Origin of the sequence: Paracoccus nototheniae, assembly GCF_004335005.1 — a bacterium.
Lineage (GTDB): Bacteria > Pseudomonadota > Alphaproteobacteria > Rhodobacterales > Rhodobacteraceae > Paracoccus > Paracoccus nototheniae.
Map to the genome: position 1 here is coordinate 1 of NZ_RQRT01000064.1, position 24719 is coordinate 24719.

27 protein-coding genes are annotated in these 24719 nt (G+C 66.2%); 12 read left to right on the forward strand and 15 right to left on the reverse strand.

Annotated features, from left to right (window positions below):
* The coding region (locus EG885_RS23590; protein WP_207392322.1) for a zinc-ribbon domain-containing protein at window positions 1-150 on the reverse strand (150 nt) is incomplete at its 3' end.
* Between the two features lie 109 nt (window positions 151-259).
* On the opposite strand from EG885_RS23590, the gene EG885_RS17760 reads away from it, so the two are divergent.
* Genes EG885_RS17760 through EG885_RS17770 form a run of 3 tightly spaced genes read left to right on the forward strand, consistent with a single transcriptional unit; the run spans window position 260 to window position 2684 of the window.
* Window positions 260-934 carry a cell division ATP-binding protein FtsE gene (locus EG885_RS17760; RefSeq protein WP_131577204.1) on the forward strand — a complete coding sequence of 225 codons (675 nt, stop codon included), beginning with the start codon at window positions 260-262 and terminating at the stop codon, window positions 932-934.
* On the forward strand, window positions 934-1860 hold the full coding sequence (locus tag EG885_RS17765; RefSeq protein WP_379106235.1) for a cell division protein FtsX: 927 nt from the start codon (window positions 934-936) through the stop codon (window positions 1858-1860). The genes EG885_RS17760 and EG885_RS17765 overlap by 1 nt, the downstream gene beginning before the upstream one ends.
* A complete protein-coding gene (locus EG885_RS17770; protein ID WP_131577208.1) occupies window positions 1857-2684 on the forward strand; it encodes a lysophospholipid acyltransferase family protein in 828 nt (275 codons plus the stop codon). The genes EG885_RS17765 and EG885_RS17770 overlap by 4 nt, the downstream gene beginning before the upstream one ends.
* Here the strand turns inward: EG885_RS17770 and EG885_RS17775 are convergent.
* From EG885_RS17775 to EG885_RS17785, 3 genes are all read right to left on the reverse strand, one after another.
* The gene (locus EG885_RS17775) at window positions 2669-2899 is read right to left on the reverse strand and encodes a hypothetical protein (RefSeq protein ID WP_131577210.1); all 231 of its coding nucleotides are present in this window, start codon (window positions 2897-2899) and stop codon (window positions 2669-2671) included. The two genes, EG885_RS17770 and EG885_RS17775, sit on opposite strands and share 16 nt — an antisense overlap.
* Window positions 2900-3259: 360 nt before the next feature.
* The gene (locus tag EG885_RS17780) at window positions 3260-4222 is read right to left on the reverse strand and encodes an acetyl-CoA carboxylase carboxyltransferase subunit alpha (protein ID WP_131577212.1); all 963 of its coding nucleotides are present in this window, start codon (window positions 4220-4222) and stop codon (window positions 3260-3262) included.
* A gap of 186 nt (window positions 4223-4408) precedes the next feature.
* Window positions 4409-5593 carry a MalY/PatB family protein gene (locus EG885_RS17785; protein ID WP_131577214.1) on the reverse strand — a complete coding sequence of 395 codons (1185 nt, stop codon included), beginning with the start codon at window positions 5591-5593 and terminating at the stop codon, window positions 4409-4411.
* Window positions 5594-5671: 78 nt separating this feature from the next.
* On the opposite strand from EG885_RS17785, the gene def (EG885_RS17790) reads away from it, so the two are divergent.
* From def (EG885_RS17790) to fmt, 4 genes are all read left to right on the forward strand, one after another.
* Complete coding sequence (gene def / locus EG885_RS17790) at window positions 5672-6193, forward strand: peptide deformylase (protein WP_131577216.1); 522 nt, start codon at window positions 5672-5674, stop codon at window positions 6191-6193.
* Complete coding sequence (locus EG885_RS17795) at window positions 6186-6701, forward strand: peptide deformylase (RefSeq protein WP_131577218.1); 516 nt, start codon at window positions 6186-6188, stop codon at window positions 6699-6701. The genes def (EG885_RS17790) and EG885_RS17795 overlap by 8 nt, the downstream gene beginning before the upstream one ends.
* Entirely contained in the window at window positions 6701-7201 is a 501-nt protein-coding gene (gene def, locus EG885_RS17800) for a peptide deformylase (RefSeq protein ID WP_131577220.1), read from the forward strand. The genes EG885_RS17795 and def (EG885_RS17800) overlap by 1 nt, the downstream gene beginning before the upstream one ends.
* Before the next feature lie 72 nt (window positions 7202-7273).
* The gene (gene fmt, locus EG885_RS17805; RefSeq protein ID WP_131577222.1) at window positions 7274-8167 is read left to right on the forward strand and encodes a methionyl-tRNA formyltransferase; all 894 of its coding nucleotides are present in this window, start codon (window positions 7274-7276) and stop codon (window positions 8165-8167) included.
* Between the two features lie 22 nt (window positions 8168-8189).
* On the opposite strand, the gene EG885_RS17810 is transcribed toward fmt, so the two are convergent.
* Together EG885_RS17810 and secA are read right to left on the reverse strand one after the other, a co-directional pair.
* Window positions 8190-8930 carry a hypothetical protein gene (locus tag EG885_RS17810; RefSeq protein ID WP_131577224.1) on the reverse strand — a complete coding sequence of 247 codons (741 nt, stop codon included), beginning with the start codon at window positions 8928-8930 and terminating at the stop codon, window positions 8190-8192.
* A 212-nt stretch (window positions 8931-9142) separates the two neighbouring features.
* Window positions 9143-11899 carry a preprotein translocase subunit SecA gene (secA, locus tag EG885_RS17815; RefSeq protein ID WP_131577227.1) on the reverse strand — a complete coding sequence of 919 codons (2757 nt, stop codon included), beginning with the start codon at window positions 11897-11899 and terminating at the stop codon, window positions 9143-9145.
* Between the two features lie 205 nt (window positions 11900-12104).
* On the opposite strand from secA, the gene EG885_RS17820 reads away from it, so the two are divergent.
* The 4 genes from EG885_RS17820 (at window position 12105) to EG885_RS23470 (ending at window position 14849) form a co-directional block, all read left to right on the forward strand.
* The gene (locus tag EG885_RS17820; protein ID WP_131577229.1) at window positions 12105-12950 is read left to right on the forward strand and encodes a peptidylprolyl isomerase; all 846 of its coding nucleotides are present in this window, start codon (window positions 12105-12107) and stop codon (window positions 12948-12950) included.
* Window positions 12950-14203, forward strand: coding sequence for a bifunctional glutamate N-acetyltransferase/amino-acid acetyltransferase ArgJ (gene argJ, locus EG885_RS17825; protein WP_131577231.1), 1254 nt, complete (start codon window positions 12950-12952; stop codon window positions 14201-14203). Before EG885_RS17820 ends, argJ begins: the two co-directional genes overlap by 1 nt.
* Window positions 14200-14598: a (deoxy)nucleoside triphosphate pyrophosphohydrolase gene (locus tag EG885_RS17830; RefSeq protein WP_131577233.1), complete on the forward strand. Its 399-nt coding sequence runs from the start codon at window positions 14200-14202 to the stop codon at window positions 14596-14598. Before argJ ends, EG885_RS17830 begins: the two co-directional genes overlap by 4 nt.
* 122 nt (window positions 14599-14720) lie before the next feature.
* The gene (locus EG885_RS23470; protein WP_278248493.1) at window positions 14721-14849 is read left to right on the forward strand and encodes a hypothetical protein; all 129 of its coding nucleotides are present in this window, start codon (window positions 14721-14723) and stop codon (window positions 14847-14849) included.
* 211 nt (window positions 14850-15060) lie between these two features.
* Here EG885_RS23470 and infB read toward each other — a convergent pair whose 3' ends face one another.
* The 6 genes from infB to pip all read right to left on the reverse strand — a co-directional run bounded on the left by infB (window position 15061) and on the right by pip (window position 22185).
* Window positions 15061-17619: a translation initiation factor IF-2 gene (gene infB, locus EG885_RS17835; protein ID WP_131577235.1), complete on the reverse strand. Its 2559-nt coding sequence runs from the start codon at window positions 17617-17619 to the stop codon at window positions 15061-15063.
* 8 nt (window positions 17620-17627) lie between these two features.
* Entirely contained in the window at window positions 17628-18251 is a 624-nt protein-coding gene (locus EG885_RS17840; RefSeq protein ID WP_131577237.1) for an RNA-binding protein, read from the reverse strand.
* A 24-nt stretch (window positions 18252-18275) separates the two neighbouring features.
* The gene (gene nusA, locus EG885_RS17845) at window positions 18276-19907 is read right to left on the reverse strand and encodes a transcription termination factor NusA (protein WP_131577239.1); all 1632 of its coding nucleotides are present in this window, start codon (window positions 19905-19907) and stop codon (window positions 18276-18278) included.
* Window positions 19908-19910: 3 nt separating this feature from the next.
* Window positions 19911-20591 carry a ribosome maturation factor RimP gene (gene rimP, locus EG885_RS17850; protein ID WP_131577241.1) on the reverse strand — a complete coding sequence of 227 codons (681 nt, stop codon included), beginning with the start codon at window positions 20589-20591 and terminating at the stop codon, window positions 19911-19913.
* Between the two features lie 134 nt (window positions 20592-20725).
* Complete coding sequence (gene tspO / locus EG885_RS17855) at window positions 20726-21196, reverse strand: tryptophan-rich sensory protein TspO (protein WP_131577243.1); 471 nt, start codon at window positions 21194-21196, stop codon at window positions 20726-20728.
* The gene (gene pip, locus EG885_RS17860) at window positions 21196-22185 is read right to left on the reverse strand and encodes a prolyl aminopeptidase (RefSeq protein WP_131577245.1); all 990 of its coding nucleotides are present in this window, start codon (window positions 22183-22185) and stop codon (window positions 21196-21198) included. Before pip ends, tspO begins: the two co-directional genes overlap by 1 nt.
* A 49-nt stretch (window positions 22186-22234) precedes the next feature.
* On the opposite strand from pip, the gene ubiG reads away from it, so the two are divergent.
* Window positions 22235-22966 (forward strand): bifunctional 2-polyprenyl-6-hydroxyphenol methylase/3-demethylubiquinol 3-O-methyltransferase UbiG, encoded by a 732-nt coding sequence (gene ubiG / locus EG885_RS17865; RefSeq protein WP_131577247.1) that lies wholly within the window; start codon window positions 22235-22237, stop codon window positions 22964-22966.
* A 28-nt stretch (window positions 22967-22994) separates the two neighbouring features.
* Here ubiG and EG885_RS17870 read toward each other — a convergent pair whose 3' ends face one another.
* The 3 genes from EG885_RS17870 to EG885_RS17880 form a co-directional block, all read right to left on the reverse strand.
* On the reverse strand, window positions 22995-23495 hold the full coding sequence (locus tag EG885_RS17870) for a MarR family winged helix-turn-helix transcriptional regulator (protein ID WP_131577249.1): 501 nt from the start codon (window positions 23493-23495) through the stop codon (window positions 22995-22997).
* A 146-nt stretch (window positions 23496-23641) separates the two neighbouring features.
* On the reverse strand, window positions 23642-23899 hold the full coding sequence (gene grxC, locus EG885_RS17875) for a glutaredoxin 3 (RefSeq protein ID WP_131577251.1): 258 nt from the start codon (window positions 23897-23899) through the stop codon (window positions 23642-23644).
* Window positions 23900-23929: 30 nt separating this feature from the next.
* Window positions 23930-24718, reverse strand: a complete 789-nt coding sequence (locus EG885_RS17880; RefSeq protein WP_341352769.1) for a ComF family protein — start codon at window positions 24716-24718, stop codon at window positions 23930-23932.
* Window position 24719 lies beyond the last annotated feature (1 nt).

The window sequence follows — 24719 nt, forward strand, 5'->3', positions numbered from 1 at the left end:
ATCCAGCGGGGTGTCGGGGGCCGGGGGATGGGCCATCCAGACATGGCCGCAGCGATTGCACGACACCTGACGTCCGGCCACGGGGATCGCGCCCTGTGGCAGCGTGAATTGCGCGCCGCAGCCTGAACAGATCAACTTGATTTCAGCCATGCCACCCTCGCAATCGTCGCTGCCTTGTTCTATCAAGCGCGGGTCCGGCTTCCAAGCCGCCGGACGGCAGGTCCCGCGTCAGACGGGCCGTAACGGAAATGAGGTTCGCGTGATCGAGATGCGGGAGGTGGGCTTCGGCTACCACGGACAGGCCGAGCTGCTGTCGGGCATGACCCTGACCCTGCAGCCGGGCATGTTCCATTTCCTGACCGGGCCGTCAGGATCGGGCAAGACCACGCTGCTGAGGCTGTGCTATGCGGATCTTCTGCCCAGTTCGGGGCAGATGACGGCATTCGGGGCCGATCTGCGCAGCCTGTCGCGCGACCAGATCGCCGATCTGCGCCGCCGCGTTGGCGTGGTCCATCAGGATCCGCAGTTTCTGGACCACCTGCCGGTCGCCGAAAACGTGGCCCTGCCCCTGACCGTTGCCGGGGAAGAGGTCGATATGGAGGCGCTGCGCGATCTGTTGGGCTGGGTGCAGTTGTCCCAGCATGCCCGCGCGCTGCCGCCGTCCCTGTCGGGCGGCGAACGCCAGCGCGCCGCGCTGGCCCGGGCGGTGATCCTGTCGCCCGATCTGGTGCTGGCGGATGAACCCACGGGCAATCTGGACTGGGACATGTCGATGCGGCTGATGCAGCTGCTGATCGAGTTGAACAAATCGGGCAAGACCGTGCTGGTCGCGACCCATGACCTGAACCTGATCCGCGCCACCAAGGCGCAGGTGACGGCGCGGGTGCTGCGGATCTCGGGCGGCAATCTGCAACTGGCGGGGGCGGATCTGTGATGGGCCGGAATTTTCGCGGGCTGAACCTGTCGATCCTGTGGCAGGGGCTGGCAGGGGCCGAGGGCGGCAAGGGCGACCGGATCGTCCCTCCGACCGGCTTCACCGCCCAGCTGACCTTGTTTTCTGCCGGTGCGATGGCGTTTCTGGCGGTCTTTGCGCTGGCCCTGGCGCTGGCGACGGGGCGGCTGGCCGACCGGTGGGCGTCCGAACTGGCGGGCAGCGTGACGGTGCGCGTCAGCGCCCCGGTCGCGGATCAGGAGGCGCAGGTGCAGGGCGCCCTGTCGATCCTGTCCGAGACGCCCGGCGCGGGCCAGCCCCGGCTGCTGCCCCAGGATGAGCTGGCCGACCTGCTGGAGCCGTGGTTCGGCCCCGACATGCCCGTCGATGCGCTGCCCGTGCCCGCGCTGATCGATCTGCCCGTCACGGGCGACGATTTTGACGCCGAGGGTCTGCGCCTGCGGCTGGAGGCCGAGGCGCCCGGCGCGGTGCTGGATGATCATACCGAATGGCGCAGGCCGCTGGTCTCGGCGGCGAACCGGCTGCGGATGCTGGGCATCGTGTCGCTGTTGCTGATCGGGGCGGCATCGGCCGCGATGATCACGCTGGCGGCCAAGGCGGCGCTGGCGGCGAACGGTCAGGTGATCCGCGTCCTGCGCCTGATCGGCGCGCGCGATCTGACCATCGCCACGGCCTTTGTGCGGCGCTTTACGCGGCGCGCGGCGGTGGGATCGGTGATCGGGACGCTGGCCGGGATGGGTTGCGTGGCGCTGTTGCCCGGGGCCAGTGCGGCGGGCGGGTTCATGACCGGGCTTGGCTTTCAGGGCTGGGACTGGCTGATGCCGATGACCATCCCGCTGATCGCGGCGGGGCTGGCCTTCGTGGCGACCCGGTGGGCGGCGCTGACCATGCTGGACGCGGTCAGATGAGCGGCCCGTCCGGCGCCCGACCGGCGCCGCTGACCGTCTGGCAATATCTGCGCAACGTCTTGTTCTATGTGCATATCGCCATCGCCACGCTGGTGATCGGGCTGGCGGGCCTGCCCGCGCTGCGCCGCGGGCGCGAGGGCGCCAACCGGATCGCCACGCGCTGGATCGGGCATATGGTCTGGTCGGCGCGCGTCTATCTGGGCCTGACCTGCGAGATCCGTGGTACGCCGCCCACCGAGGACTGCATCGTCGCGGCCAAGCATCAAAGCTTCTGGGACATCCTGATCATCGCCCATGCCGTCCCCCGCCGCGCCTTCATCATGAAGCGCGAGGTGATGCGCGTGCCGGTCATGGGCTGGTATGCGTGGAAGACCGGCTGCATCCCCATCGACCGGGGCCGGGGTCGCGACGCAATGGCGGCGATCTCGACGACCATCAACGCGCGCATGGCAGGCGAGGGGCTGGGGCAGCTGATCATCTATCCCGAGGGCACGCGGACCCTGCCGGGGCAGCGCCGACCCTATAAGCAGGGGGTGGCGACGATCCGTTCGGGCACCGGCCTGCCTGTGGTGCCGGTCGCGGTCAATACCGGCATGTTCTGGCCCCGCAGCGGATGGGGCATCCGGTCAGGCCGCGCGGTGGTCGAGTTCCTGCCGGTGATCGGCCCCGACGTGCCATCCGAGGGTCTGCTGCCCCGGCTGGAGGCCGAGATCGAGACCCATTCCGACCGCCTGATGGCCGAAGCCGGGCTGGCTTTGCCATCATCGACCGTGTCGGACGACGCCGATGGCGCCGCCCGTGATCAGGATCATCTCAGCTCGTAATAGCGGGGCACATGCGGGCCTGCGGGCGGCAGGCCGATGTCACGCCGCATGTGCGGGCTGAGCAGGTAAGGGTCGGGTGGCCTTGGCCGTCTGCGCCGAGGCAGCAGCGCCGCGCGGATCGCGGCCCAAAGGACCGCCGTCGCACCATGGCGTGCGATCAGACGGTGCATGGCGGGCCGCAGGCGGGCGGTTTGCGGATGCAGATCAGCAATCATCGGTTCTCTCCGGAACAGGGACCGGCAAAGCCATGGGGGCCTTGGACGGTTCGGTTGGGTGGATGGTTGGGGGATGACGCCATGCGGACAGGCCCGCGCGATGCGGTCAGGTCAGGTTACAGCGTCGGTGGGGTCTGCCTTGGCAGGCGGCGATCAGGACAGCGTGCGCTGTCGCGATGTGCCGTTGCGCATCTGGACGGGGGTGAAATGCATCTTGATCATTCGCCCCTCCTTTTATCGCGCATGGTTGCGGGCAGAGTTGCAAGCTGCCGCAGCGCCGCAAATCGCACAAGGTGGCATGGCAAGACAGCCGCGTCGTTCTGACGCGGCTGTTGCCGATCTATCACAGTTGCGTGAGTTTCAGGCAGCCAGGCCCCGCGACCCCATCGCCAGAAACTTGGCGCGGCGGTCCTTGACCAGTTCGGCGGGCTTGAGGCCCTTGAGTTCGTCCAGCATGGCCGCGATCTGCAGGCCGACGGCAGAGATTGCCTCGGCAGGTGCACGCTGCGCGCCGCCCAGAGGTTCGGGGATGATCGCGTCGATGACGGCCAGCTTTTTCAGATCCTGCGCGGTCAGGCGCAGCGCCTCGGCCGCGTCGCGCATCTTTTCGGCATCCTTCCACAGGATCGAAGCGCAGCCCTCGGGCGAGATGACCGAATAGATCGAATGTTCCAGCATGGCGATGCGGTTGGCGGTGGCAAAGGCCACGGCGCCGCCCGATCCGCCCTCGCCGATGATGACGCTGACCAACGGTACGCCGATTTCAAGGCATTTCATCGTGCAGCGGGCGATCGCCTCACTTTGGCCGCGTTCCTCGGCACCCTTGCCGGGATAGGCGCCGGGCGTGTCGACCAGCGTGATCACCGGCAGGCCGAACCTGTGCGCCATGTCCATCAGCCGGATGGCCTTGCGATACCCCTCGGGGCGGGCCATGCCGAAATTGTGGTGGATGCGGGATTTGGTGTCATTGCCCTTTTCATGGCCGATGACCATGCAGGGCGCGTCGTTGAAGCGCGCAAGGCCGCCCATCACCGCGTGATCGTCGCCAAAGGCGCGGTCGCCTGCCAGAGGCGTGTAATCGGTGAAGAGCGCGGCGATGTAATCGCTGCAATGGGGCCGGTCGGGATGGCGCGCCACCTGCGTCTTGCGCCACGGGTTCAGCGATTTGTAGAGGTCGCGCAGAAGATCGGCGGATTTGCGGTCCAGCGCCGCGGCCTCTTTCTCGACATCGACGGCCCCTTCGCCCTTGCGGGCCATGGCGCGCAGTTCCTCGGCCTTGCCCTCGATATCGGCGAGCGGTTTTTCGAAATCCAGATAGACCATGCGGGATGCCTTTGGGGTTCGGGTTGGGGCTGTATAGGACGGCTTGGGATGGGTTGCAACGCGGGGGCGCGAGCCTCCGGGAACCGCGATGGCGGTGAGGGGGGCAGGGGGCGCTCGCGCCCCCTCTTGGCCGTGCCGGCCAATTCACCCCCTGAGGATATTGGGGCCAAGATGAAGGGGCGGGGCCTATTGCAGGTCGGCGAAGGCGGCCTGCAGGCGGGCCACGGCCTCGGTCACGCGGGTGCGGGGGGTGGCGATGTTGAAGCGCAGGAAGCTGTCGCCGCCCCTGCCGAAGGTGGGGCCGTGATTGGCCGCGATCCGCGCGGTCTGTTCGACGCGGGCCGTGACCTCGGCCATGGTCATCCCGGTGCCTGCGAAATCGACCCATGACAGATAGGTGGCTTGCAGGGGCATCGAGGCGAGACCGGGGATGGCATTCACGCCCTGATCGAAGATCCGGCGGTTTCCGTCGAGATAGGTCATCAAGGCATCGACCCAGGCCGCGCCTTCGGGCGAATAGGCGGCGGCGACCATGTCCATGCCAAGCATCCCGGGCGAGATGCCGCGCGCCATCAGGGCGGCCTTGAACCGCGCCCGCAGGTCCGGGTCGGCGATGATCGCATTGCCGATATGGGCGCCGGCGATGTTGAAGGTCTTGGTGGCGGCGGTCAGGGTGATCAGCCGGTCGGTGATCTGCGGCGCCACGGTCGCGATCATGTGATGGCGCGGGCTGCCGGGCAGGACCAGATCGCAATGGATGTCGTCGGAAACAAGAATCAGGTCGTGGCGCTGGCAGAAGCTGGCGACCTCGGCCAGTTCCTCGGGCGACCAGATGCGGCCGCCGGGATTATGGGGCGAACACAGGATCAGCAGCCGTTCATGGCCTTTCAGCATCCCCTCCCATGCGGGCCAGTCCATGCGGTACTGGCCATCCGACAGGGCCAGCGGCAGTTCGACCAGATCGCGGCCTGCGGCGGCGATCACCCGGGCGAAGGCGTGATAGACCGGGCTCATCACGATGACCCCGTCGCCGGGCTTCGTACAGGCGTCCAGCGTCAGGGCGACGCCGTTCACAAGGCCCGCGCAGGTCAGAATCCAGTCGGGGTCGATCTGCCAGCCGTGGCGATGATCCATCCACCAGCGGATCGCCTGCAGATAGGCCGGGTTCGCGCCGGGATAGCCATAGACGCCATGATCCGCCTGCGCCTGAACCACGGCCTGCACGGCGGCGGGGGGCGCGAAGTCCATATCTGCCACCCACATGGCCAGCCCGTCATCGGGCGAGACGCCATAGGCCGACTGCATGTCGTCCCATTTGCTGCAATGCGTGCCGCGGCGGTCGATGATCCTGTCGAAATCTGGGGCGGTCATGAAAGCTCCTGCAGGTTGCGTCGCTTCTGCATACGCCTGTTGTTGCTTATGGTGAAGGCTTGGCCTAAATCCGGGGGCATGAGCCTGAGACCGATCCTGATCCATCCCGATCCGCGCCTGAAAAAGGCCGCCGCACCCGTGGCCCGCATCACGCCCGAGATCGAGGCGCTGGCCGATGAGATGCTGGCGATCATGTACGAGGCGCCCGGCATCGGTCTGGCCGCGCCGCAGATCGGCGTGAATGCCCGGGTCTTCGTCATGGATGCCACCCGCGACCCCGAGGCTGCGCCCGCGCCGCTGGTGCTGGTCAATCCCGAGATTGACTGGGTGTCGGACGCGCTGAACACCTATGAGGAAGGCTGCCTGTCGATCCCCGAGCAATATGGCGAGGTGACCCGCCCGGCGCAGCTGCGGATGCGCTGGCTGGGGCTGGACGGCAAGACTCACAGCCGCGAGTTCGACCAGCTTTGGGCCACCTGCGCCCAGCACGAGCTGGATCATCTGGACGGGATCCTGTTCATCGACCATCTGTCGGCCATCAAGCGGCAGATGATCACCCGCAGGATGGTCAAGCTGAAGCGGGAAAGCGCCCGTGCCTGATCGCCCGGACGCCTCAGCCTGGGTCCGGCCCGTGCTGACGGGGCCTCTGGCCGGGGGCGTGGTGCGGGATCTGGTACTGTGGCCCGATGCGCGGCTGCGTCAGCGCTGCGAGCCTGCGGGATTCTTAAGCGGGCCGGAACTGCGCCAGCTGGCCGCCGATCTGCTGGCCACCATGTATGATGCCGGGGGACGCGGGCTGGCCGCGCCGCAGATCGGTGTCATGCGCCGGATCTTTGTCATGGATGCCGGATGGAAGCGGGGGGCGCCCGAACCGATGGTCATGGCCGATCCCGAGATCCTTGTGCGCAGCCCCGAGACAGCGACCCTGACCGAGGCCTGCCTGTCCATCCCCGACCGCCCCGTCGAGGTGACGCGACCCGTGGCGATCGGCCTGTCCTGGTACGATCTGGACGGTCTGCATCAGCTGCAGCAGATGGATGGCGAGGCCGGGCGGATCGCGCAGCACGAGGCCGACCATCTGGACGGCCGCCTGATCGTGACCGACTGATGGCCGCGCGCGCCTTCCTGCCCTATGCCGATCCGCGCCTGCACCGGGCTGCCGAACCCGTCGATACGGTGACCGAGACCGTGCGCATGATCTGGGACGACATGATCGACACGATGGAGGCGATGCCCGGCGTCGGTCTGGCCGCGCCGCAGATCGGGATCATGCTGCAGCTGGCGGTGGTCGATGCGTCCGACAAGCGGGGGCAGGCGGTGCGCATGGCCAATCCGGTCGTGCTGCACGAAAGCGTCAAGCTGCGCAGCCATGACGAGGCCAGCCCCAACCTGCCCGGTGTCTCGGCCCCGGTCCAGCGTCCGCGTGCGGTCACCGTCCGGTTCCTGAACGAGACCGGAGAGGTCGAGGATCGCGATTTCGTGGGTCTTTGGGCGACCAGCGTGCAGCATCAGATCGACCATCTGGCGGGGCGGCTGTATGTCGACCACCTGACGCCCCTGCGCCGCAAGATGCTGGTCGCGAAATCGGCCAAGCTGGCGCGCCGCTGAGGCCACCGGGCTTGATAGGGCCGGTCGCAGGTCGCATAGAGGGGCCCTTGGGATCAGCAAAGGGGCCGGGCGATGGATGTGATCTTCATGGGAACACCGGAGTTTTCCGTCCCGGCCTTGCAGGCGATTGCCGCGCGGCACCGGGTCGTGGCGGTCTATACCCAGCCTCCGCGCGCTGCTGGACGGGGGCAGAAGCCGCGCCCTTCGCCGGTGCATCGCGCCGCAGAGGCTTTGGGGATCGAGGTTCGGGTGCCCGAACGGTTGCGCGATCCGCAGGCACAGGCCGATTTTGCCGCCTTGGGGGCGGATGTGGCGGTGGTGGTCGCCTATGGGCTGATCCTGCCGCAGGCGGTGCTGGATGCGCCGCGCTTGGGGTGCCTGAACATCCATGCCTCGATCCTGCCGCGCTGGCGGGGGGCGGCGCCGATTCACCGGGCCATTCTGGCGGGCGATGCGGAAACCGGCGTCGCGATCATGCAGATGGAGGCCGGGCTGGATACCGGCCCGGTGCTGGCCGAGGCGCGCACGGCCATCGGCGCGCATGATACGACCGCCAGCCTGCATGACCGGTTGTCGGGGATGGGCGCGGATCTGATCGTCGATGTGCTGGACCGGTTGCCGCTGTCCGCGCGGCCTCAGCCCGATGCGGGGGTGACCTATGCCGCCAAGATCGACAAGGCCGAGGCGCGGATCGACTGGACCCGCCCCGCCCCCGAAATCGACCGCCAGATCCGGGGTCTGTCCCCCTTTCCCGGCGCCTGGTGCCAGATCGGCGATGAACGGGTCAAGCTGCTGGACAGCCGGGTGATTGACGGATCGGGTGAACCGGGGATGGTCCTGCCCGGCTTTGCGATCGCCTGCGGATCGGGTGCGGTGCAGGTGCTGCTGGCGCAGCGGGCGGGGAAAAAGCCGATGGCGGCGGATGATCTGCTGCGCGGATGGGCACTGCCCGCGCGGCTTGGTTGATGCGGGCTCAGCCGATGCAGGCTCAGCCGATGCGGGCGCGATGGGCGGCCAGCGCCTCGGGGTAGAAGGTCTTATAGACCAGCGACTCGCGTTCCAGCAGGCGGGCCATCAGCGGCTTTGACAGATCGGTGGACAGCTCTGCGCCACGGGCCGAGGGGTTGATCTTTGGGCGGGGCGCCAGAAACGCCTCGACCGCCGTCGCATCGAACAGATCGGGATGGCGGGCGGCCAAGTCGCGCAAGTCGTCGGTCAGGTGTTCCTGACGCAGCGATTCGCGCCAGATCCTGAGGTCGGGATAGGCGCTGTGCAGTTGGTCGCGCGGCAGTTTCTTCAGCGTCGCCAGCGGCCATTTCATCGCCAGCAGCAGATGACGATAGGTCATCAGCCCGATGCCGAACTTGCGCGCCACGGGGCCAAAGCTGTCATGCAGCAGGCGGGCGCTTTCGGGGGCCAGCAGGATTTCGACAAAAGTTTCAAAGCCCTCCTGCGTGGGCTGATAGACCTCGTCCAGATCCTGATCCTTGAGGCGGTGATACAACCCCCCCTTGCCGTCCAGCCCATAGCGGAACAGCGACCGGTATTGCGCCAGCGGTTCGCGCACCGAAATCACCCCAAGCGTCCCGGGGGCAAGGGCGCGGCGCAGGCGGGCATGCTGGTGATAATGGATCTGCGGTTTGCGATAGCAGGCCTGCAGAAAGGCGGTGACAAAGGTCGATCCGGTCTTCTGGACATCCAGATAAAGCAGTCCGTCAAAGAGCAGCATCGTGTCTTTCCTTGTCGCGTCTGCCGGGTCGATGCCGCGGGGTCCGCCCTTGGGCGGGACCGGACGGAAAGACACGGGCGTTCAGGTCACCCGTCATGCCCGCGATCGTCAAGACCGTTCAGGGTGCAATCTGCCGACAAGTTTCCGGATAAGCCGGGGCGGGCAGGGGGGCCTGACAGATGTCAGGGCCCCTTGCCTTAACGCTCATTCCCTTAGATCGCGCCGTGGCAATGCTTGAACTTCTTGCCCGAGCCGCAAGGGCACAGGTCGTTGCGCGACGGGTTGCCCCAGGTCGACGGGTCTGCCTCGTTGAAGGCCACCTGCGGTGCGCGGGCCGGTGCCGGGGCTTGGGGTGCCGGTGCCGGTGCGGCGGGCTGGGTCGGCGCAGGCGCCCCATCGGCCTGCGTTTCGCCGTCATGTTCCATCGTCAGATCGGCCTGAGCCGCCTTTTGCTGGTCGGCCATCTGGCGCAGCATGTCGGCGCGTTCGGCTTCGGTCAGCGGGCGGATCTGGCACAGGCGCTGCGTCACGTCAAAGCGCAGCCCGTCCAGCAGGGCCTCGAACAGCTGGAACGCCTCGGTCTTGTATTCCGACAGGGGATCGCGCTGCGCATAGCCGCGAAAGCCCACGACCGACCGCAGATGGTCCAGCGTCAGCAGGTGATCGCGCCATTTCTGGTCGATCTGCTGCAGTAACACCTGCTTTTCGATCTGCACCATTGTTTCGGCGCCAAATGCCGCCGCCTTGTCGGCCATATAGCGGTCGCTGGCGGCGGTGATCCTGTCGCGCATGGCGTCGTGATCGACGCCATCCTCGGCGGCCCAGTCCGGGATCGGCAGGTTCAGGTTCAGCCGTTCGCGCACGGCGACCTTCAGCCCGTCGCTGTCCCATTGATCGGCATAGGACCGCGCGGGCATGTGATCGTCGATCAGATCGTCGATCACCTGATGGCGCATGTCGGCGGTGATCTCGCCCACTTCCTCGCTGTCCATGATCTCGCGGCGCTGGCCGAAGATGGCCTTGCGCTGGTCGTTCATCACATCGTCGAATTTCAGCAATTGCTTGCGGATGTCGAAGTTGCGCCCCTCGACCTTGGCCTGAGCGCGTTCCAGCGACTTGTTCACCCAAGGATGGATGATCGCCTCGCCCTCTTTCATGCCAAGCGAGGACAAAACCTTGTCCAGACGTTCGGAGCCGAAGATCCGCATCAGGTCGTCATCCAGCGACAGGAAGAACAGCGACCGCCCCGGATCGCCCTGACGGCCCGAACGTCCGCGCAACTGGTTGTCGATGCGCCGCGATTCGTGGCGTTCGGTGCCCAGAACGAACAGGCCCCCGGCCTCCAGCACGGTTTGCTTGTCGGTGGCGTGGCCAGCCTCGATCTGGGCGCGCACGGCGTCGGGATCGGCGTCGGGGTCCGATTTCAGCGCCTCCATCACCTTCATCTCGACATTGCCGCCCAGCTGGATGTCGGTGCCGCGACCGGCCATGTTGGTGGCGATCGTCACGACACCGGGCTTGCCCGCATCGGCGACGATCTGGGCCTCGGCCTCGTGCTGGCGGGCGTTCAGGACGTTGTGGGGCACGCCGTCCTTCTTCAGCATTTCGGACAGCAGTTCGGATTTCTCGATGCTGGTGGTGCCGACCAGCGTCGGCTGGCCTTTCGCATGAGCCTCTTTGATGGCCTCGATCACGGCGGCGTATTTTTCGCCTGCGGTGCGATAGACGCGGTCATGATCGTCGATCCGCGCGATGCCGCGATTCGTCGGCACCTCGACCACGCCCAGCTTGTAGATTTCCGCGAACTCCTCGGCCTCGGTCGATGCCGTGCCGGTCATGCCCGACAGGCGGTCGTAAAGACGGAAATAATTCTGGAAGGTCACCGATGCCAGCGTCACGTTTTCGGGCTGGATCTCGACGCCTTCCTTGGCCTCGATCGCCTGATGCAGACCGTCCGACAGGCGGCGGCCCTTCATCATCCGGCCGGTGAATTCATCGATCAGCGCGACCTCGCCCTCGCGCAGCATGTAATGCTGGTCCTTTAGAAACAGCTTATGCGCGCGCAGGGCCTGATTGGCGTGATGCACGATGGTGGTCGATTCCGGATCGTACAGCGTCTGGCCTTCGGGCAGCACGCCATCGGCGGTCAGGCGCTGTTCCAGAAACTCGTTGCCCTCTTCGGTGAAGGTGGCGTTGCGGGCTTTTTCGTCCAGCTTGTAATGTTCGTCGGTCAGCAAAGGCACATAGGCGTCCAGCACCTTGTACAGCTCGCTGCGGTCCTGCGACGGGCCGCTGATGATCAGCGGCGTGCGCGCCTCGTCGATCAGGATGCTGTCGACCTCGTCCACGATGGCGAAATTGTGACCGCGCTGGACCATCTCGGCGACGGACCCCTTCATGTTGTCGCGAAGATAGTCGAAGCCCAGTTCATTGTTCGTGGCATAGGTCACGTCGCAGGCATAAGCCTCGCGCTTTTCGCCCTCGGGCTGAAAGGGGACGACGACGCCGCAGCTCATTCCCAGCTGGGCATAGACCTTGCTCATCCATTCGGCGTCGCGCTTGGCCAGATAGTCGTTCACGGTGACGACATGCACGCCCTTGCCGGACAGCGCGTTCAGATAGGCAGGGAAGGTGGCGACAAGGGTCTTGCCCTCGCCGGTCTTCATCTCGGCAATGTTACCCTCGTGCAGGAAGATCCCGCCCATCAGCTGCACGTCGAAGGCCCGCAAGCCAAGGGCCCGGCGCGCACCCTCGCGGCAATTGGCGAAAGCCTCGGGCAGGATGTCGTCCAGCGACGCGCCCCCGGTCACGCGGGCGCGAAATTCCTGCGTCTTTTCGATCAGACCCGCATCGGACAGCGCCCGGAACTGATCCTCAAGCGCGTTGATGCGCGCCACCAAGGGACGCGTGCCCTTGACCTTGCGGTCATTGGGCGTCCCAAAGACCATCTTTGCCAGATTACCGATCATGTTACCTTCGCCATCACGTTGTTGGGAAAGGGTCGTCACCTGCGGCCCACTTGCCCGCACCGGCTGCCTTGCCGTATCAGGGGCCTGAACGAACGCGGCGGCGGCGCCTTCCACGGAGTTGGCTTGGATGTAGGCGCCGCCTGCCTGACTGTCAATGTTGGCCCGGCCCCGCAGGGGGTGCGCGCCATGATGCAAAGGATGTCCCATGACCCGACCGCACCTGCTGGCCGCCGCCCTGATCGCGGTGCCGATGCTGTCCGCGCCCGTTTTCGCCCAAGGCGGCGAGGGCGCCGATCAGGTCGTCGCGACCGTCGATGGCCAGGACATTACACTTGGCCAGATGATCGTGATGAAACAGTCGATCCAGGACCCGGCGATGGCCGATCTGCCCGATCCCGCGCTGTGGGACATGATGCTGGACCAGCTGATCCGCCAGACCGCCGTCGCCGCCTCGGCCGAGGAAACCGCTGCCGTGCGCGCTCAGCTGGAATTGCAGCGGCGCAATACGCTGGCTTCGGCCGCCGTCACCCAGATCGCCGACGGCGAACCGACGGACGAGGAACTGCAGGCCGCCTATGACCGGTTCTTTGCCGATCAGGGCAGTGTGACCGAATACAATGCCGCCCATATTCTGGTCGAAACCGAGGAAGAGGCGAACGCGCTGAAGGCCGAGGTCGATGGCGGCGCCGAATTCGGCGCGGTGGCCGAGGCAAACTCGACCGGACCCTCGGGACCCAATCAGGGCGATCTGGGCTGGTTCACCGCCGATCAGATGGTGCCGCCCTTTGCCGAAGCCGTGGCCGCGATGGAGCCGGGCGCCGTGTCCGACCCCGTCCAGACCGAATTCGGCTGGCATGTGATCAAGCTGAACGAAACCCGCCTGCGCGAGGCGCCCCCCTTGGAAGAGGTGCGCGCCGAGCTGACCCAGATGGTCCTGCGTGAAAAAGTCGAGGCCGAGATCGCGCGGCTGGTCGAAGGTGCCCAGATCGAAAAGACGGAAGGCGTCGATCCCGCGCTGCTGAGCCAGACCGACCTGCTGGAGGCGAACTGATGGGCAAGGCGGGGCTGCCGGTCTCGCCGCTGGCCCCGGCACGGTTTCCAGACCTGCCGGTGATCGACGGCATCGATTTCGCCAGTGCGGCGGCGGGCGTGAAATATCAGGGCCGCACCGATGTGACGCTGATCCGCATCGCACCGGGCAGCACGGTGGCGGGGGCCTTTACGCGGTCCTCGACCCGCGCGGCCTGCGTGTTGGACAATCAGGCCAAGCTGGCCGCCGGGGGCGATGCGCCGCAGGGCGCGGCGATCCTGATCAATTCCGGCAATGCCAATGCCTTTACCGGCGCACGGGGGCAGGCATCCGTCGATGCCGTGACCGGGGCCGTCGCGGCGGCGCTGGATCTGCCGCAGGGCAGGGTCTTTTCATCCTCGACCGGGGTCATCGGAGAGCCGCTGCCCCATGACCGGATCGTCGCGGTGATCGGTGATCTGGTCGCGGGTCTGGATGCGGGCGGCGTGGCTGGCGCCGCGCAGGCGATCATGACCACCGACACCTTTCCCAAGGGCGCCTCGGCGGTCGTGAAGGCCGAAGGCGGGCCGGTGCAGATCGTGGGCATCGCCAAGGGGTCGGGGATGATCGCGCCCGACATGGCGACGATGCTGGTCTATGTCTTTACCGATGCGCGGCTGCCGGCGGATCTGTTGCAGCAGGCGCTGTCATCGGGGCTGGATGCGACCTTCAACGCGATCACCGTGGACAGCGACACCTCGACCTCGGATGCGCTGATCCTGGCGGCGACGGGCCAGGCGGATGCCGCGCCGATCACCGATCTGGACAGCGATGCGGGCCGGGCCTTTGTCACGGGCCTGCACGGGGTCATGCGCGATCTGGCCCACCAGGTCGTCCGCGACGGCGAGGGCGCCACGAAATTCATCGAGGTGGCGGTGACCGGTGCCGCGACCGAGGCCGATGCCCATAAGGTCGCCATGGCGATCGCCAATTCGCCGCTGGTCAAGACCGCCATCGCCGGACAGGACGCCAATTGGGGCCGCATCGTCATGGCCGTCGGAAAATCGGGCGCCAAGGCCGATCGTGATCTGCTGCGGATCAGCTTTGGCGACATGGTTCTGGCCGAGAACGGCTGGCGCGCGCCCGGCTACGACGAGGCCGCGGCCAGCGCCTATATGACGAACCAGAACCTGCGGATCGGCGTCGATCTGGGGCTGGGGACGGGCGCGCGGACGGTCTGGACCTGCGATCTGACGCATGGCTATATCGACATCAACGCGGATTACCGGTCTTGAAGATCGTCCTTGTGGCGGCGGCGGCGCTGATCGATCCCGACGGGCGGGTGCTTCTGGCACAGCGCCCCGAGGGCAAAGCGATGGCGGGCCTGTGGGAATTTCCCGGTGGCAAGATCGAACCCGACGAGACCCCCGAAGCCGCCCTGATCCGCGAGCTGGACGAAGAGCTGGGGATCCAGACATGGAACAGCTGTCTGGCGCCCATCGGCTTTGCCAGCCATGCCTACGAATCATTCCATCTGCTGATGCCGCTGTTCGCCTGCCGCAAGTGGTCAGGAATTGTGCAACCGCAAGAGAATCAGCAGCTGGCCTGGGTCCGTGCGACAGATTTGCGCAATTACCCTATGCCCGAAGCTGACATACCGCTGATACCGACTCTGCAAATGTGGCTTTAAAAGCACAAATTTTACCGTTCCAGTTGTCATGCTGCCCAAAAAAGTCTTAGATGATTAAAGAGTACACTCTTTGTTAACTGTTTCATGACTATCATACCGTATGCAACTGAGGAGGACTTGACATGATTCGCACAATCTCGATCGGCAGCTACATCTCGATCCAGGGGCTTTTCGAGGGCTCCTCGACCAACGGGAACATTTTGGTCCGCGTCGGCGACCGCACCTTTGAAGGCAAGCCGATCGGCAACTGATGCCCGATCCGGCGCGGAGGGGAGCGCCTCGCCGGATCACAGCAAGGAAAGGGGCGGTCCGGGGAGGGCTGCCCCTTTTTTGTTGTCTGCAGGGGCGCGCAGATCCCCGATCAAGGCGCCGGGGCCCCGCCGAAACCACCTCATCATCGGTCCATGAAAAAGGGCGGCCCCGCAGGGCCGCCCTTGTTTCGCATTCCAGAGGGCCCGGGCCTTACAGGGTCCGTTCGACCTCTTCGCGCTCGAAGATCTCGATGACATCGCCGGGGCGGATATCGTCGTAATTCTCGAAGGCCATGCCGCATTCCTGACCGGACTGCACTTCCTTGACCTCGTCCTTGAAGCGCTTGAGCGTCTTCAGCGTGCCTTCGTGAACGACCACGTTGTCGCGCAGCAGGCGCACGCCAGCCGAGCGGCGTGCAACGCCTTCGGTGACCAGACAGCCGGCGACCTTGCCGATGCCCGTGACCTTGAAGACCTCTTTGATCGCCGCATAGCCGATGAAGTTCTCGCGGATCTCGTTCGACAGCATCCCCGAGGCGGCGGCTTTGATGTCGTCGACCAGATTGTAGATGATCGAGTAATAGCGGATCTCGACCCCTTTCTGGTTGGCGGCATTGCGGGCCGGAGCGTTGGCGCGGACGTTGAAGCCGATGACCGGGGCGCCCGACGCTTCGGCCAGACCGATATCGGATTCGGTGATCGCACCGACGCCGTAATGCAGCACGCGGACGCGAACCTCATCATTGCCGACCTTTTCAAGGGCCTGCACGATGGCTTCGGCCGAACCCTGCACGTCGGCCTTCACGACCACGGCCAGTTCCGACACGCTGACATCGGCCTTGGCCTTGGCCATCAGCTGTTCCAGCGTGGTCGCGGCACCGGCAGCGGCGCGCTTGTCCTTGGTCTGTTGGGCGCGGAATTCGCCGATCTCGCGGGCCTGCGCCTCGGTATCGACGACGTTCAGCACGTCCCCTGCTTCGGGGGTGCCGTTCAGGCCCAGAACCTCGACCGGGACCGACGGTCCGGCCTCGTCGACGCGCTCGCCCTTGTCGTTGATCAGCGCCCGGACCTTGCCCCACTGTTCGCCGACGACAAAGATGTCGCCGCGACGCAGGGTGCCGTGCTGGACCAGAACGGTCGCGACGGGGCCACGGCCCACATCCAGCTGCGCCTCGATCACCGCACCCTGAGCCGCCCGGTTGGGGTTGGCCTTGAGTTCCAGGATCTCGGCCTGCAGCGCGATGGCCTCCAGCAAGGTGTCCAGACCCTGGCCGGTCTTGGCCGAAACCTCGACATCCTGCACGTCGCCGGACATGGCCTCGACCACGACCTCGTGCTGCAGCAGATCCGTGCGGACCTTCTGCGGATCGGCCGAGGGCTTGTCGATCTTGTTGATCGCCACGATCATCGGCACTTTGGCGGCCTTGGCGTGGTTGATCGCCTCGATCGTCTGCGGCATGACCGCGTCATCGGCGGCCACCACCAGCACGACGATGTCAGTGACATTGGCGCCGCGCGCCCGCATCGAGGTGAAGGCCGCGTGGCCCGGCGTGTCGAGGAACGACAGCACCGCGCCCGAATCGGTCGTCACCTGATAGGCGCCGATATGCTGGGTGATCCCGCCAGCCTCGCCCGAGACGACATTCGCCTTGCGGAGCGCATCCAGAAGCGAGGTCTTGCCGTGGTCGACATGGCCCATGATCGTGATGATCGGCGGGCGGGTGACCAGATCCTCGTCCTTGTCGCCGACCGAATCGATGACCTGTTCGACGTCGCGGTCGCTGACTCGGACCACCTTATGGCCGAATTCCTCGATCACCATCTCGGCGGTGTCGGCGTCGATGGGCTGGTTGATGGTGACCATCATGCCCATTTTCATCAGCGACTTGACGACATCGGCGGCGCGTTCGGCCATCCGGTTGGCCAGTTCCTGCACCACGATGGTTTCCGGCAGACGCACGTCACGAACCTGCTTTTCGGGACGGACCGACTGGCCCATCGCCTTCTGGCGGGTGCGTTCCTGCTTGCGCTTCATCGCAGCCATGCTGCGCGGACGCCCGGCTTCGCCGTTCAGCGCCTGGTTCAGCGACAGCTTGCCGCCGCGACGGCTGTCATCTGTCTTGACCTTGGCGGCCTTGTCGCGATCGGGGCGATCGCCCGCGCGGTCGGTCGTCTTGCGGGCCACGCCGGTGGTGACGCCCTTGGTCTCGGCGCGCGAGGCGGCAGCCTCGATGCTGGCCTGATCGGGGGTGTCGGGCTTGGACGCACCGGCCGAGGGCTTGGGACGTTCCTGACGCGGCTCGGCCTTGCGGCGGGCCTCGTCTGCGGCGTCCTGAATGGCGTTGGCCTCGGCGATGGCCTTGGCTTTCTGCGCCTCTTCGCGCTCGCGCTCTTCCTTGGCTTTCGCCTCGATCTCGGCGCGGCGGCGGTCGCGTTCTTCCTCGCGGGCCTTTTCATCGGCCAGACGCTGTGCGGCGTCATCGGCCTCGCGCGCCTTGGCGGCAGCCAGAGCCTTGAGGCGACGCTCCATTTCGGCATCCGAGATGCCTGCGGGGCGCTTGGAGCTGTCGCCTGCCATGCGGGCGGTCAGCGGGTTTTTCTCTTTCTCGGCAGTCGTCATCGGCGTGGCAGCCTTGGGCACCACGACGCGCTTGCGCTTGGTTTCCACGACGACGCTTTTGGTGCGACCGTGGCTGAAGCTTTGCTTGACCTGACCCGAACGGCCAGCGCCGCCAAGACCCAAGGGGGTTTTTCCGTCTTTGTCGCTCATCTGCGTCTTCATTCCTTCCCGACGGCCGTATTGCCATCGTCATGCCCGCGCAGACCCGTCAGTCTGCCGGCTTCCAAGATTACCTTGTCCGTCAGGCCACCCTTCGCAAGCGCGCCGTGTATGACATGACTGCGCCCAAAGGACAAACCCAATTCTGAGGCCGTAAGGCAGCCGAACCAGCGTCCACCGGTGGGTGTCCACAGCTTGCCCTTGCCCCGTTCCGACCCGTCGCTGGCCTGCAGCAGCACCTTGGCGCGCCCCTCTGCCAGCCAGCCTTTGACCTTTTCGAACCCCGCCACCGCCCGGCCCGCCTTGCGGGTCAAGGATACCAGATCGACCAGCCTGCGGGCAACGCCCGCCTCGACCAGATCGGGCAGGTCGGGATCCGCCAGAACCGGCTGGCGGGCGGCGCGGGAAAACAATCCCTTGCTGACCGCTTTGTGCAATGCCGCCTTGTCGGCGGTCACCCAGATGCCGCGACCGGGCAGCTTTTCAGCCAGATCCGGCACGACCTGCCCGTCGGGGCCGATCACAAAGCGGATCAGCCCGCGCTTGGGTTGTGTCTCGCCGGTGGCGATGCACCGGCGTTCCGGGTCATCGTCCCGGTCCTTGTCATGTCCGCCTCGGCTCAAGCTGTGCTCCGCACCAGAGCCCGATCAGGCCCCGGCCTCCTTGTTGGTGTCATCGTCATCGTCTTCGGTGTCGTCGGCCTCGGGCTCGCCATCCAGCTCGGTCGGATCGACCCAGCCCAGCATGACGCGCGCGGTCATGACCATCGTCTGCGCTTCTTCAAGGCTGATCTCGAACTTCTCCAGCAGGCCCTCGTCCTTGACGCGGGCGCCGTTCACGGTGGTCCAGCCACCGGCCAGTTCCCAATCCGCGCAGGTCGCGAAATCTTCCAGCGTCTTGATGCCGTCCTTGGCCAGCGCCTCCAGCATCTGGGGAGTCAGGCCCTCGAATTCAACAAGGCTGTCCTCGACGCCAAGCGCGCGGGCCGCATCCAGAGCGGCCTTGTTCTTGGCTTCCAGCACGTCACGGGCCCGGGCCTGCAGCTCGGCTGCGGTGTCGCCATCGACGCCGTCGATGGTCAGCAGCTCTCCCTGATCGACATAGGCCACCTCTTCGAGGTTGGTAAAGCCTTCGGCGACCAGCAGCTGGGCGAAGAATTCGTCCAGATCCAGCGCTTCCATGAACAGGGCGGTCCGCGAGTTGAACTCGGCCTGCCGACGCTTGGATTCCTCTTCATCCGTCAGGATGTCGATGTCCAAGCCGGTCAGCTGGCTGGCCAGACGCACGTTCTGGCCGCGACGGCCGATGGCCAGGCTCAGCTGCTCGTCGGGGACCACGACCTCGATCTTGTTGTTTTCTTCGTCGAAAACGACCTTGCTGACCTCGGCGGGCTGCAGGGCGTTGACCAGGAAGGTCGCCTGATCCTCGTTCCACGGGATGATGTCGATCTTTTCGCCCTGCAATTCGCCGACGACGGCCTGCACGCGGCTGCCGCGCATGCCGACGCAGGCGCCGACCGGGTCGATCGAGCTGTCATAGCTGATCACCGCGATCTTGGCGCGCGAACCGGGGTCGCGGGCGACGGCCTTGATCTCGATCACGCCGTCATAGATCTCTGGGACTTCCATCTTGAACAGTTCGGCCATGAACTGCGGATCGGTGCGCGACAGGAAGATCTGCGGACCGCGCGTCTCGCGGCGCACATCCTTGATATAGGCGCGGATGCGGTCGTTCGGGCGATAGCTTTCGCGACCGATCTTTTCGTTGCGGCGCAGGATCGCCTCGCCCCGGCCCACATCGACGATGATGTTGCCGTATTCCTCGCGCTTGACGACGCCGTTGATGATCGTACCGGCGCGGTCCTTGAATTCCTCGTACTGACGATCGCGCTCGGCCTCGCGGACGCGCTGCAGGATCACCTGTTTGGCCGATTGCGCGGCGATGCGGCCCAGTTCCACGGGCGGCACGATGTCGATGATCTCGTCGCCGATCTGGGGATTGTCCAGATAGGGCTTGGCCTGCTCGACCGTGACCTGCGCCTGATAATTCTCGACCTCTTCATCGGCGACGACGGTGCGCACGCGGGTAAAGCTGGCATTGCCGGTCTTGCGGTCGATCTTGACGCGGATGTCCATCTCGGCGCCGTAGCGCGACTTGGCGGCACGGGCGAGGCTGTCTTCCATCGCTTCGATGACCAGCTCGGGCTCGATCATCTTTTCGCGGGCGACGGCTTCGGCCGTCTGCAACAGTTCAAGCTGGTTGGCAGAGGTGATCGCCATCACTCACTCCTTCGGTTGGACGGCGTCGGCGCCATCGGTGTCGTCGGTTTCGATCTCGTCAAAGGCGGTTTCGTCCAGGTTGTCGATTTCGACCCCGGCTTCCTTCTTCTGACGCAGCATTTCCTTGATCAACTCGTCGGTCAGGACCAGTTTCGCATCCGACAGCAGGTCGAATTCCAGCCCGATCGTATGGGTCTGGCCCTGCTCCTCGATATTGATCAGCACCTCGGTGCCCTCGACGCCGGCCAGCAGGCCCTTGAACTTCTTGCGCCCGTCGATGGGCTGGTTCAGATCCAGCCGCGCCTCATAGCCTTCGAAGGCTTCGAAGTCCTTCAGCCGGGTCAGGGGGCGGTCGATGCCGGGGCTGGACACCTCGAGATAGTAATTGTCGGTGATCGGATCCTCGACATCCAACGTCGCGCTGACGGCGGTCGAGATCTGCGCGCAATCATCCACGTTGATCCCGCCGTCGGGACGGTCGGCCATGATCTGCAGCGTCGCGGTCTTGCCGCCCTGCAGGCGCACGCGCACCAGCTCGTATCCCAGATCCTCGATCACCGGGGTGATGATCTCGGCCAGACGCCGGTCGATGGCGGTCTTGGCAATCAGGTCGTTCGTCCCAAGCGGGCCGGAGGCAACCGGGCCGGGGGCCGAAGCGGACAGGTCGGGCTGATCGTCGGACATGAACAAGATCCTTTCGGACATGAAAAAGGGGCCGCCAGCGTGCCCCATGCGGAAAGACCGGTGGGCAGGGTTTGGACGCCTGCACCGCTGTTGAAAGGGCATATAGCGCCGCACCCGCCCGAATGCAAGCGCTGTCAGCGCGGCGCGGCCCCGGCGCCCGGATTATCGCGCCAGATGCGCCAGTTCAGGCCCGCCGCGATGCCCAGCCAGACCAGATAGGGCAGCAGCAGCAGCCCAGACCGCCAGTCCAGCGCCCAGAAGGCCAGCGTCATGCCCGCCACCGTGACCAGCAGCGCACCGATGATGGCCATGCCAAGCGCGATCCGGTGCGCACCGAAAAAGACCGGCGTCCACAGCGTGTTCAGCGCGATCTGCGCCGACCACAAAGCCAGAGCCAGACCCGCGCCGGGCAGAACCGCGATCCGCGCAGCGGCAAAGGCCGACAGCAGATAGATGACGCTCCACGCGACCGGAAAGGCCCAGTTGGGGGGCGTGAAACCCGGCTTTTTCAGGGCCGCATACCACGGGCCGGGGCGAAAGATCACCCCGGTCGCCGCCGCCGCCGCACTGGCCAGCAGAAAGATCAGGAACAGGTTCAGGCTCATTATGGGGTCTTTCGGTTGCGGTCGTCGTCGCGCACCCCGTCCATCACCGCGACCAGTTCGGCGGTGATGCGCGGTTCGGACAGCGCGTGCCCCGAGGCGGGGACCAGCCGCAGATCGCAGCCGGGCCAGCCCTGAGCCAGCCGGTGGGCGGTCAAAGGCGGGCAGACCATGTCATAGCGGCCCTGCACGATGATGGCGGGCAGATGTTCGATCCGATGACGGTCGCGCATCAGCTGGCCCTCGTCCAGAAAGCAGCCGTGGCTGAAATAGTGATTCTCGAGCCGCGCAAAGGCACGGGCGTATTCGGCGGGCGCCTGACTGCCGGTCTGCGACTGCAGCCCGGCCAGCGCATTTTCCCACACGAGCCAGGGCTGGGCAAAGCGCGCCTGCCGCCCCGGATCGCTGTCGAACAGCCGCTTGTGATAGGCGCCGATCATGTCGTCCCGCTCAACCAGCGGAATGGGCTCCTGGAACCGCGCCCACAGATCGGGAAAGAACCGCGCCGCGCCGCCGCCATAGAACCAGTCCAGTTCCGATTGCGTGCCCAGAAAGACGCCGCGCAGAACCAGCCCGGTCACATGATCGGGATGGGTCTCGGCATAGGCCAAAGCCAGCGTCGCGCCCCAGCTGCCACCGAACAGCAGCCAGCGGTCGATGCCAAGCGTCGTCCGGATCGTCGCGATGTCGGCGATCAGATGCTGCGTGGTGTTCGCCTGAACGCTGGCGGTGGGGTGCGACCGTCCGCAGCCGCGCTGATCGAACAGCACCACGCGGTAATGCTGGGCGTCGAAGAACCGCCGCATGAACGGGCTGCAGCCGCCGCCGGGGCCGCCATGCAAAACCAGAACCGGGCGCCCCTGCGGGTTTCCGCATTCCTCGACATACAGGCTGTGGCCGTCGCCGACCTCGATCCGGTGGCGTGCAAAAGGCTCGACCGCCGGGTGCAGGCGGCCATGTGACGCGGAGATTTGTCCTGCCAATCGGTCCATGCTGACACTATAAGACCTCTTGCCGCCGCCCGCCAGAAGGACATCCGCCATGACCAGCATCGACCCCGCCGAGATTGCCAAGTTCGAGGCGATGGCCGCCGAATGGTGGGATCCCAAGGGCAAGTTCCGCCCGCTGCATCTGATGAACCCGCTGCGGCTGGATTATATCGCCGACCAGATTGCCGCCGAATTCGGGCGCGACCGCCATGATCTGCGGCCCTTTGACGGGCTGCGGGTGCTGGATATCGGCTGCGGCGGCGGGCTGGTGGCGGAACCCATGGCGCGGCTTGGCGCGGCTGTCATGGGTGCGGATGCCACGCAGGTGAACATCTCGGTGGCCGAGGCGCATGCCGCGCAGGCCGGGCTGGCGATCGACTATCGTGCCACCACGGCCGAGGCGCTGGCGGCGGCGGGCGAACGCTTTGATGTCGTGCTGGCGCTGGAAATTGTCGAACATGTCGCCGATCCCGCAGCCTTCATCGCCACCTGCCACGATCTGCTGCGTCCGGGAGGCCTGTTGATCGTGTCGACCCTGAACCGGACGGCGCGCAGTTTCGGTGCGGCGATTGTCGGGGCGGAATGGATCATGCGCTGGCTGCCGCGCGGCACGCATGACTGGTCGCGGTTCATCACCCCGGACGAGCTGGCGATCAAGGCCGGCGTGGCGGGGCTGTCGGTCGTGGACCGGCGCGGCATGGTCTTCAACCCGGTCAGCTTTGGCTGGCGTCTGTCGGACCGCGATCTGTCGGTGAACTACATCCTGACCACCCGCCGGGTCTGAGGGTGCCGTGTCTGAGGGCGGTACGGGTCTAGTCGGGCTTGGGGGGGTCGGCCTCCAGCCGCAGGCGCAGTTCGCGCAGGACGGGCAGGGCGCCGCGCACCCGCTCGGCTCCGATATCCTGAACCACCCCGGCGATCAGCGGCATGAAGGCCGCGATGGCCGAATCGCGCGCCGCCCGGCCCGCCGTGCTGATCGACACGAACTTGCGCCGCGCATCGTCCCAATCGGGGCGGATATGAACATGCCCCGCCCATTCCAGCCGCGACAGCGTGTTGGTCATCGCCCCGCGCGTGATGTGAAACGCCGCCGCCAGCTGGGCCGGGGTGCGTTCCTCGTTCACATGGGCCAAAAGGTTCAGCACCGAGAAATGCGAGATCTGCATCCCCTTGGGCAGCGCCTTGCTGATCAGGTTGCGCGACAGCTGATCGGCGATCAGGACCTCGGCGAACAGGCTGGCGGCCAGCCGGTCGTTGGACCGGGGGTCGATCGCCCGGGTCGTCTTGTCAGGGTCTGTCGCGCGCGTGGTCATGGCCGTCCGGGGGCCGCAGGGGCCGGTCTGGGGTCAAAGAGGGAACGCGAAAGGGTGCCTGCCCGGCGCGGCCGGGTCAAGGGGAACGATGGTGGGACGCGGCCCCGATCAGACTGAACGGTCTGGCAACGGGACCGCATCCGGCGTCAGGCCGCGTCTTTCAGCAGCGCGTCCAGCTTGCCCGCGCGGTCCAGCGCGTAAAGATCGTCGCAGCCGCCGACATGGGTCTGGCCCACGAAGATCTGCGGCACGCTGCGCTTGCCCGCGCGCTTGGTCATCGCATCGCGCAGCGCCGGATCGGCGCCGACATCGGTTTCGGTATAGCGGGCGCCCTTCTGGTCCAGCAATTGCTTGGCGCGGATGCAAAAGGGGCAGGTGCGGGTCGTATAGATCTGAATGCTCATGGCGGTCCTTTCCGGTCACTGATCCCTTATCTAGTGATCCTTGACCGCGCGTGCCACCACCGCGACCGCAATCGGCCCCGCCCCCACCGCCAGCAGCGCCGATGCCGCCGCATGCACCGTCGCACCCGAGGCCATGACATCGTCGATCAGCAGCACCGGTCGCCCCGCCACCGCCGCCGCGTGGCGCGGATGGACCGCCAGCGCGCCGTCCTGATTGGCAAAGCGGTCGGCGACGCTGCGATGATCCTGTGCCGGGCTGTGGCGCAGGCGGACCAGCAGGTCCGGCACATGCGCCAGCCCCAGCCTGTGCGCCACCCGGCCCGAGATCTGCGCTGACTGGTTGTATTTCCGCCGTATCAGCCGCCGCAGATGCAGGGGCACGGGCGCCACGATCATGTCCGGCAGGGCCAGGGGCGCCGCCGCCTGCGCCAGCCATCCCGCCATCGGCCCCGCCAGATCCAGCCGGTCGCCATGTTTCAGCGCCAGCACCAGCCGCCGCCCCGTCCCGGCATAGACCATCGCCGCCCGCCCCCGCGTCCAGGGGCGCACCGCCCCCAGACAATCATCGCAGACCAGCACCGCACCCGCCCCGGTCCCGTCATCCGGCAAGGGCGCCCCGCAGCAATCGCAACAGGCGCCGGTGATGAACGCAGCCTCGGGCCAGCATTCGGCGCACAGATGCACCGCGCCTTCGCCCCCATCCGCGACCCCCGCGCCGCAGCACAGGCATTGCGCCGGATAGATCAGCCGCAGCGCCGCTTTCATCGCCCCCGAAAGCACCCTATGTTCCCTGTCCATGAGCCATTCCACGCCCCCCATC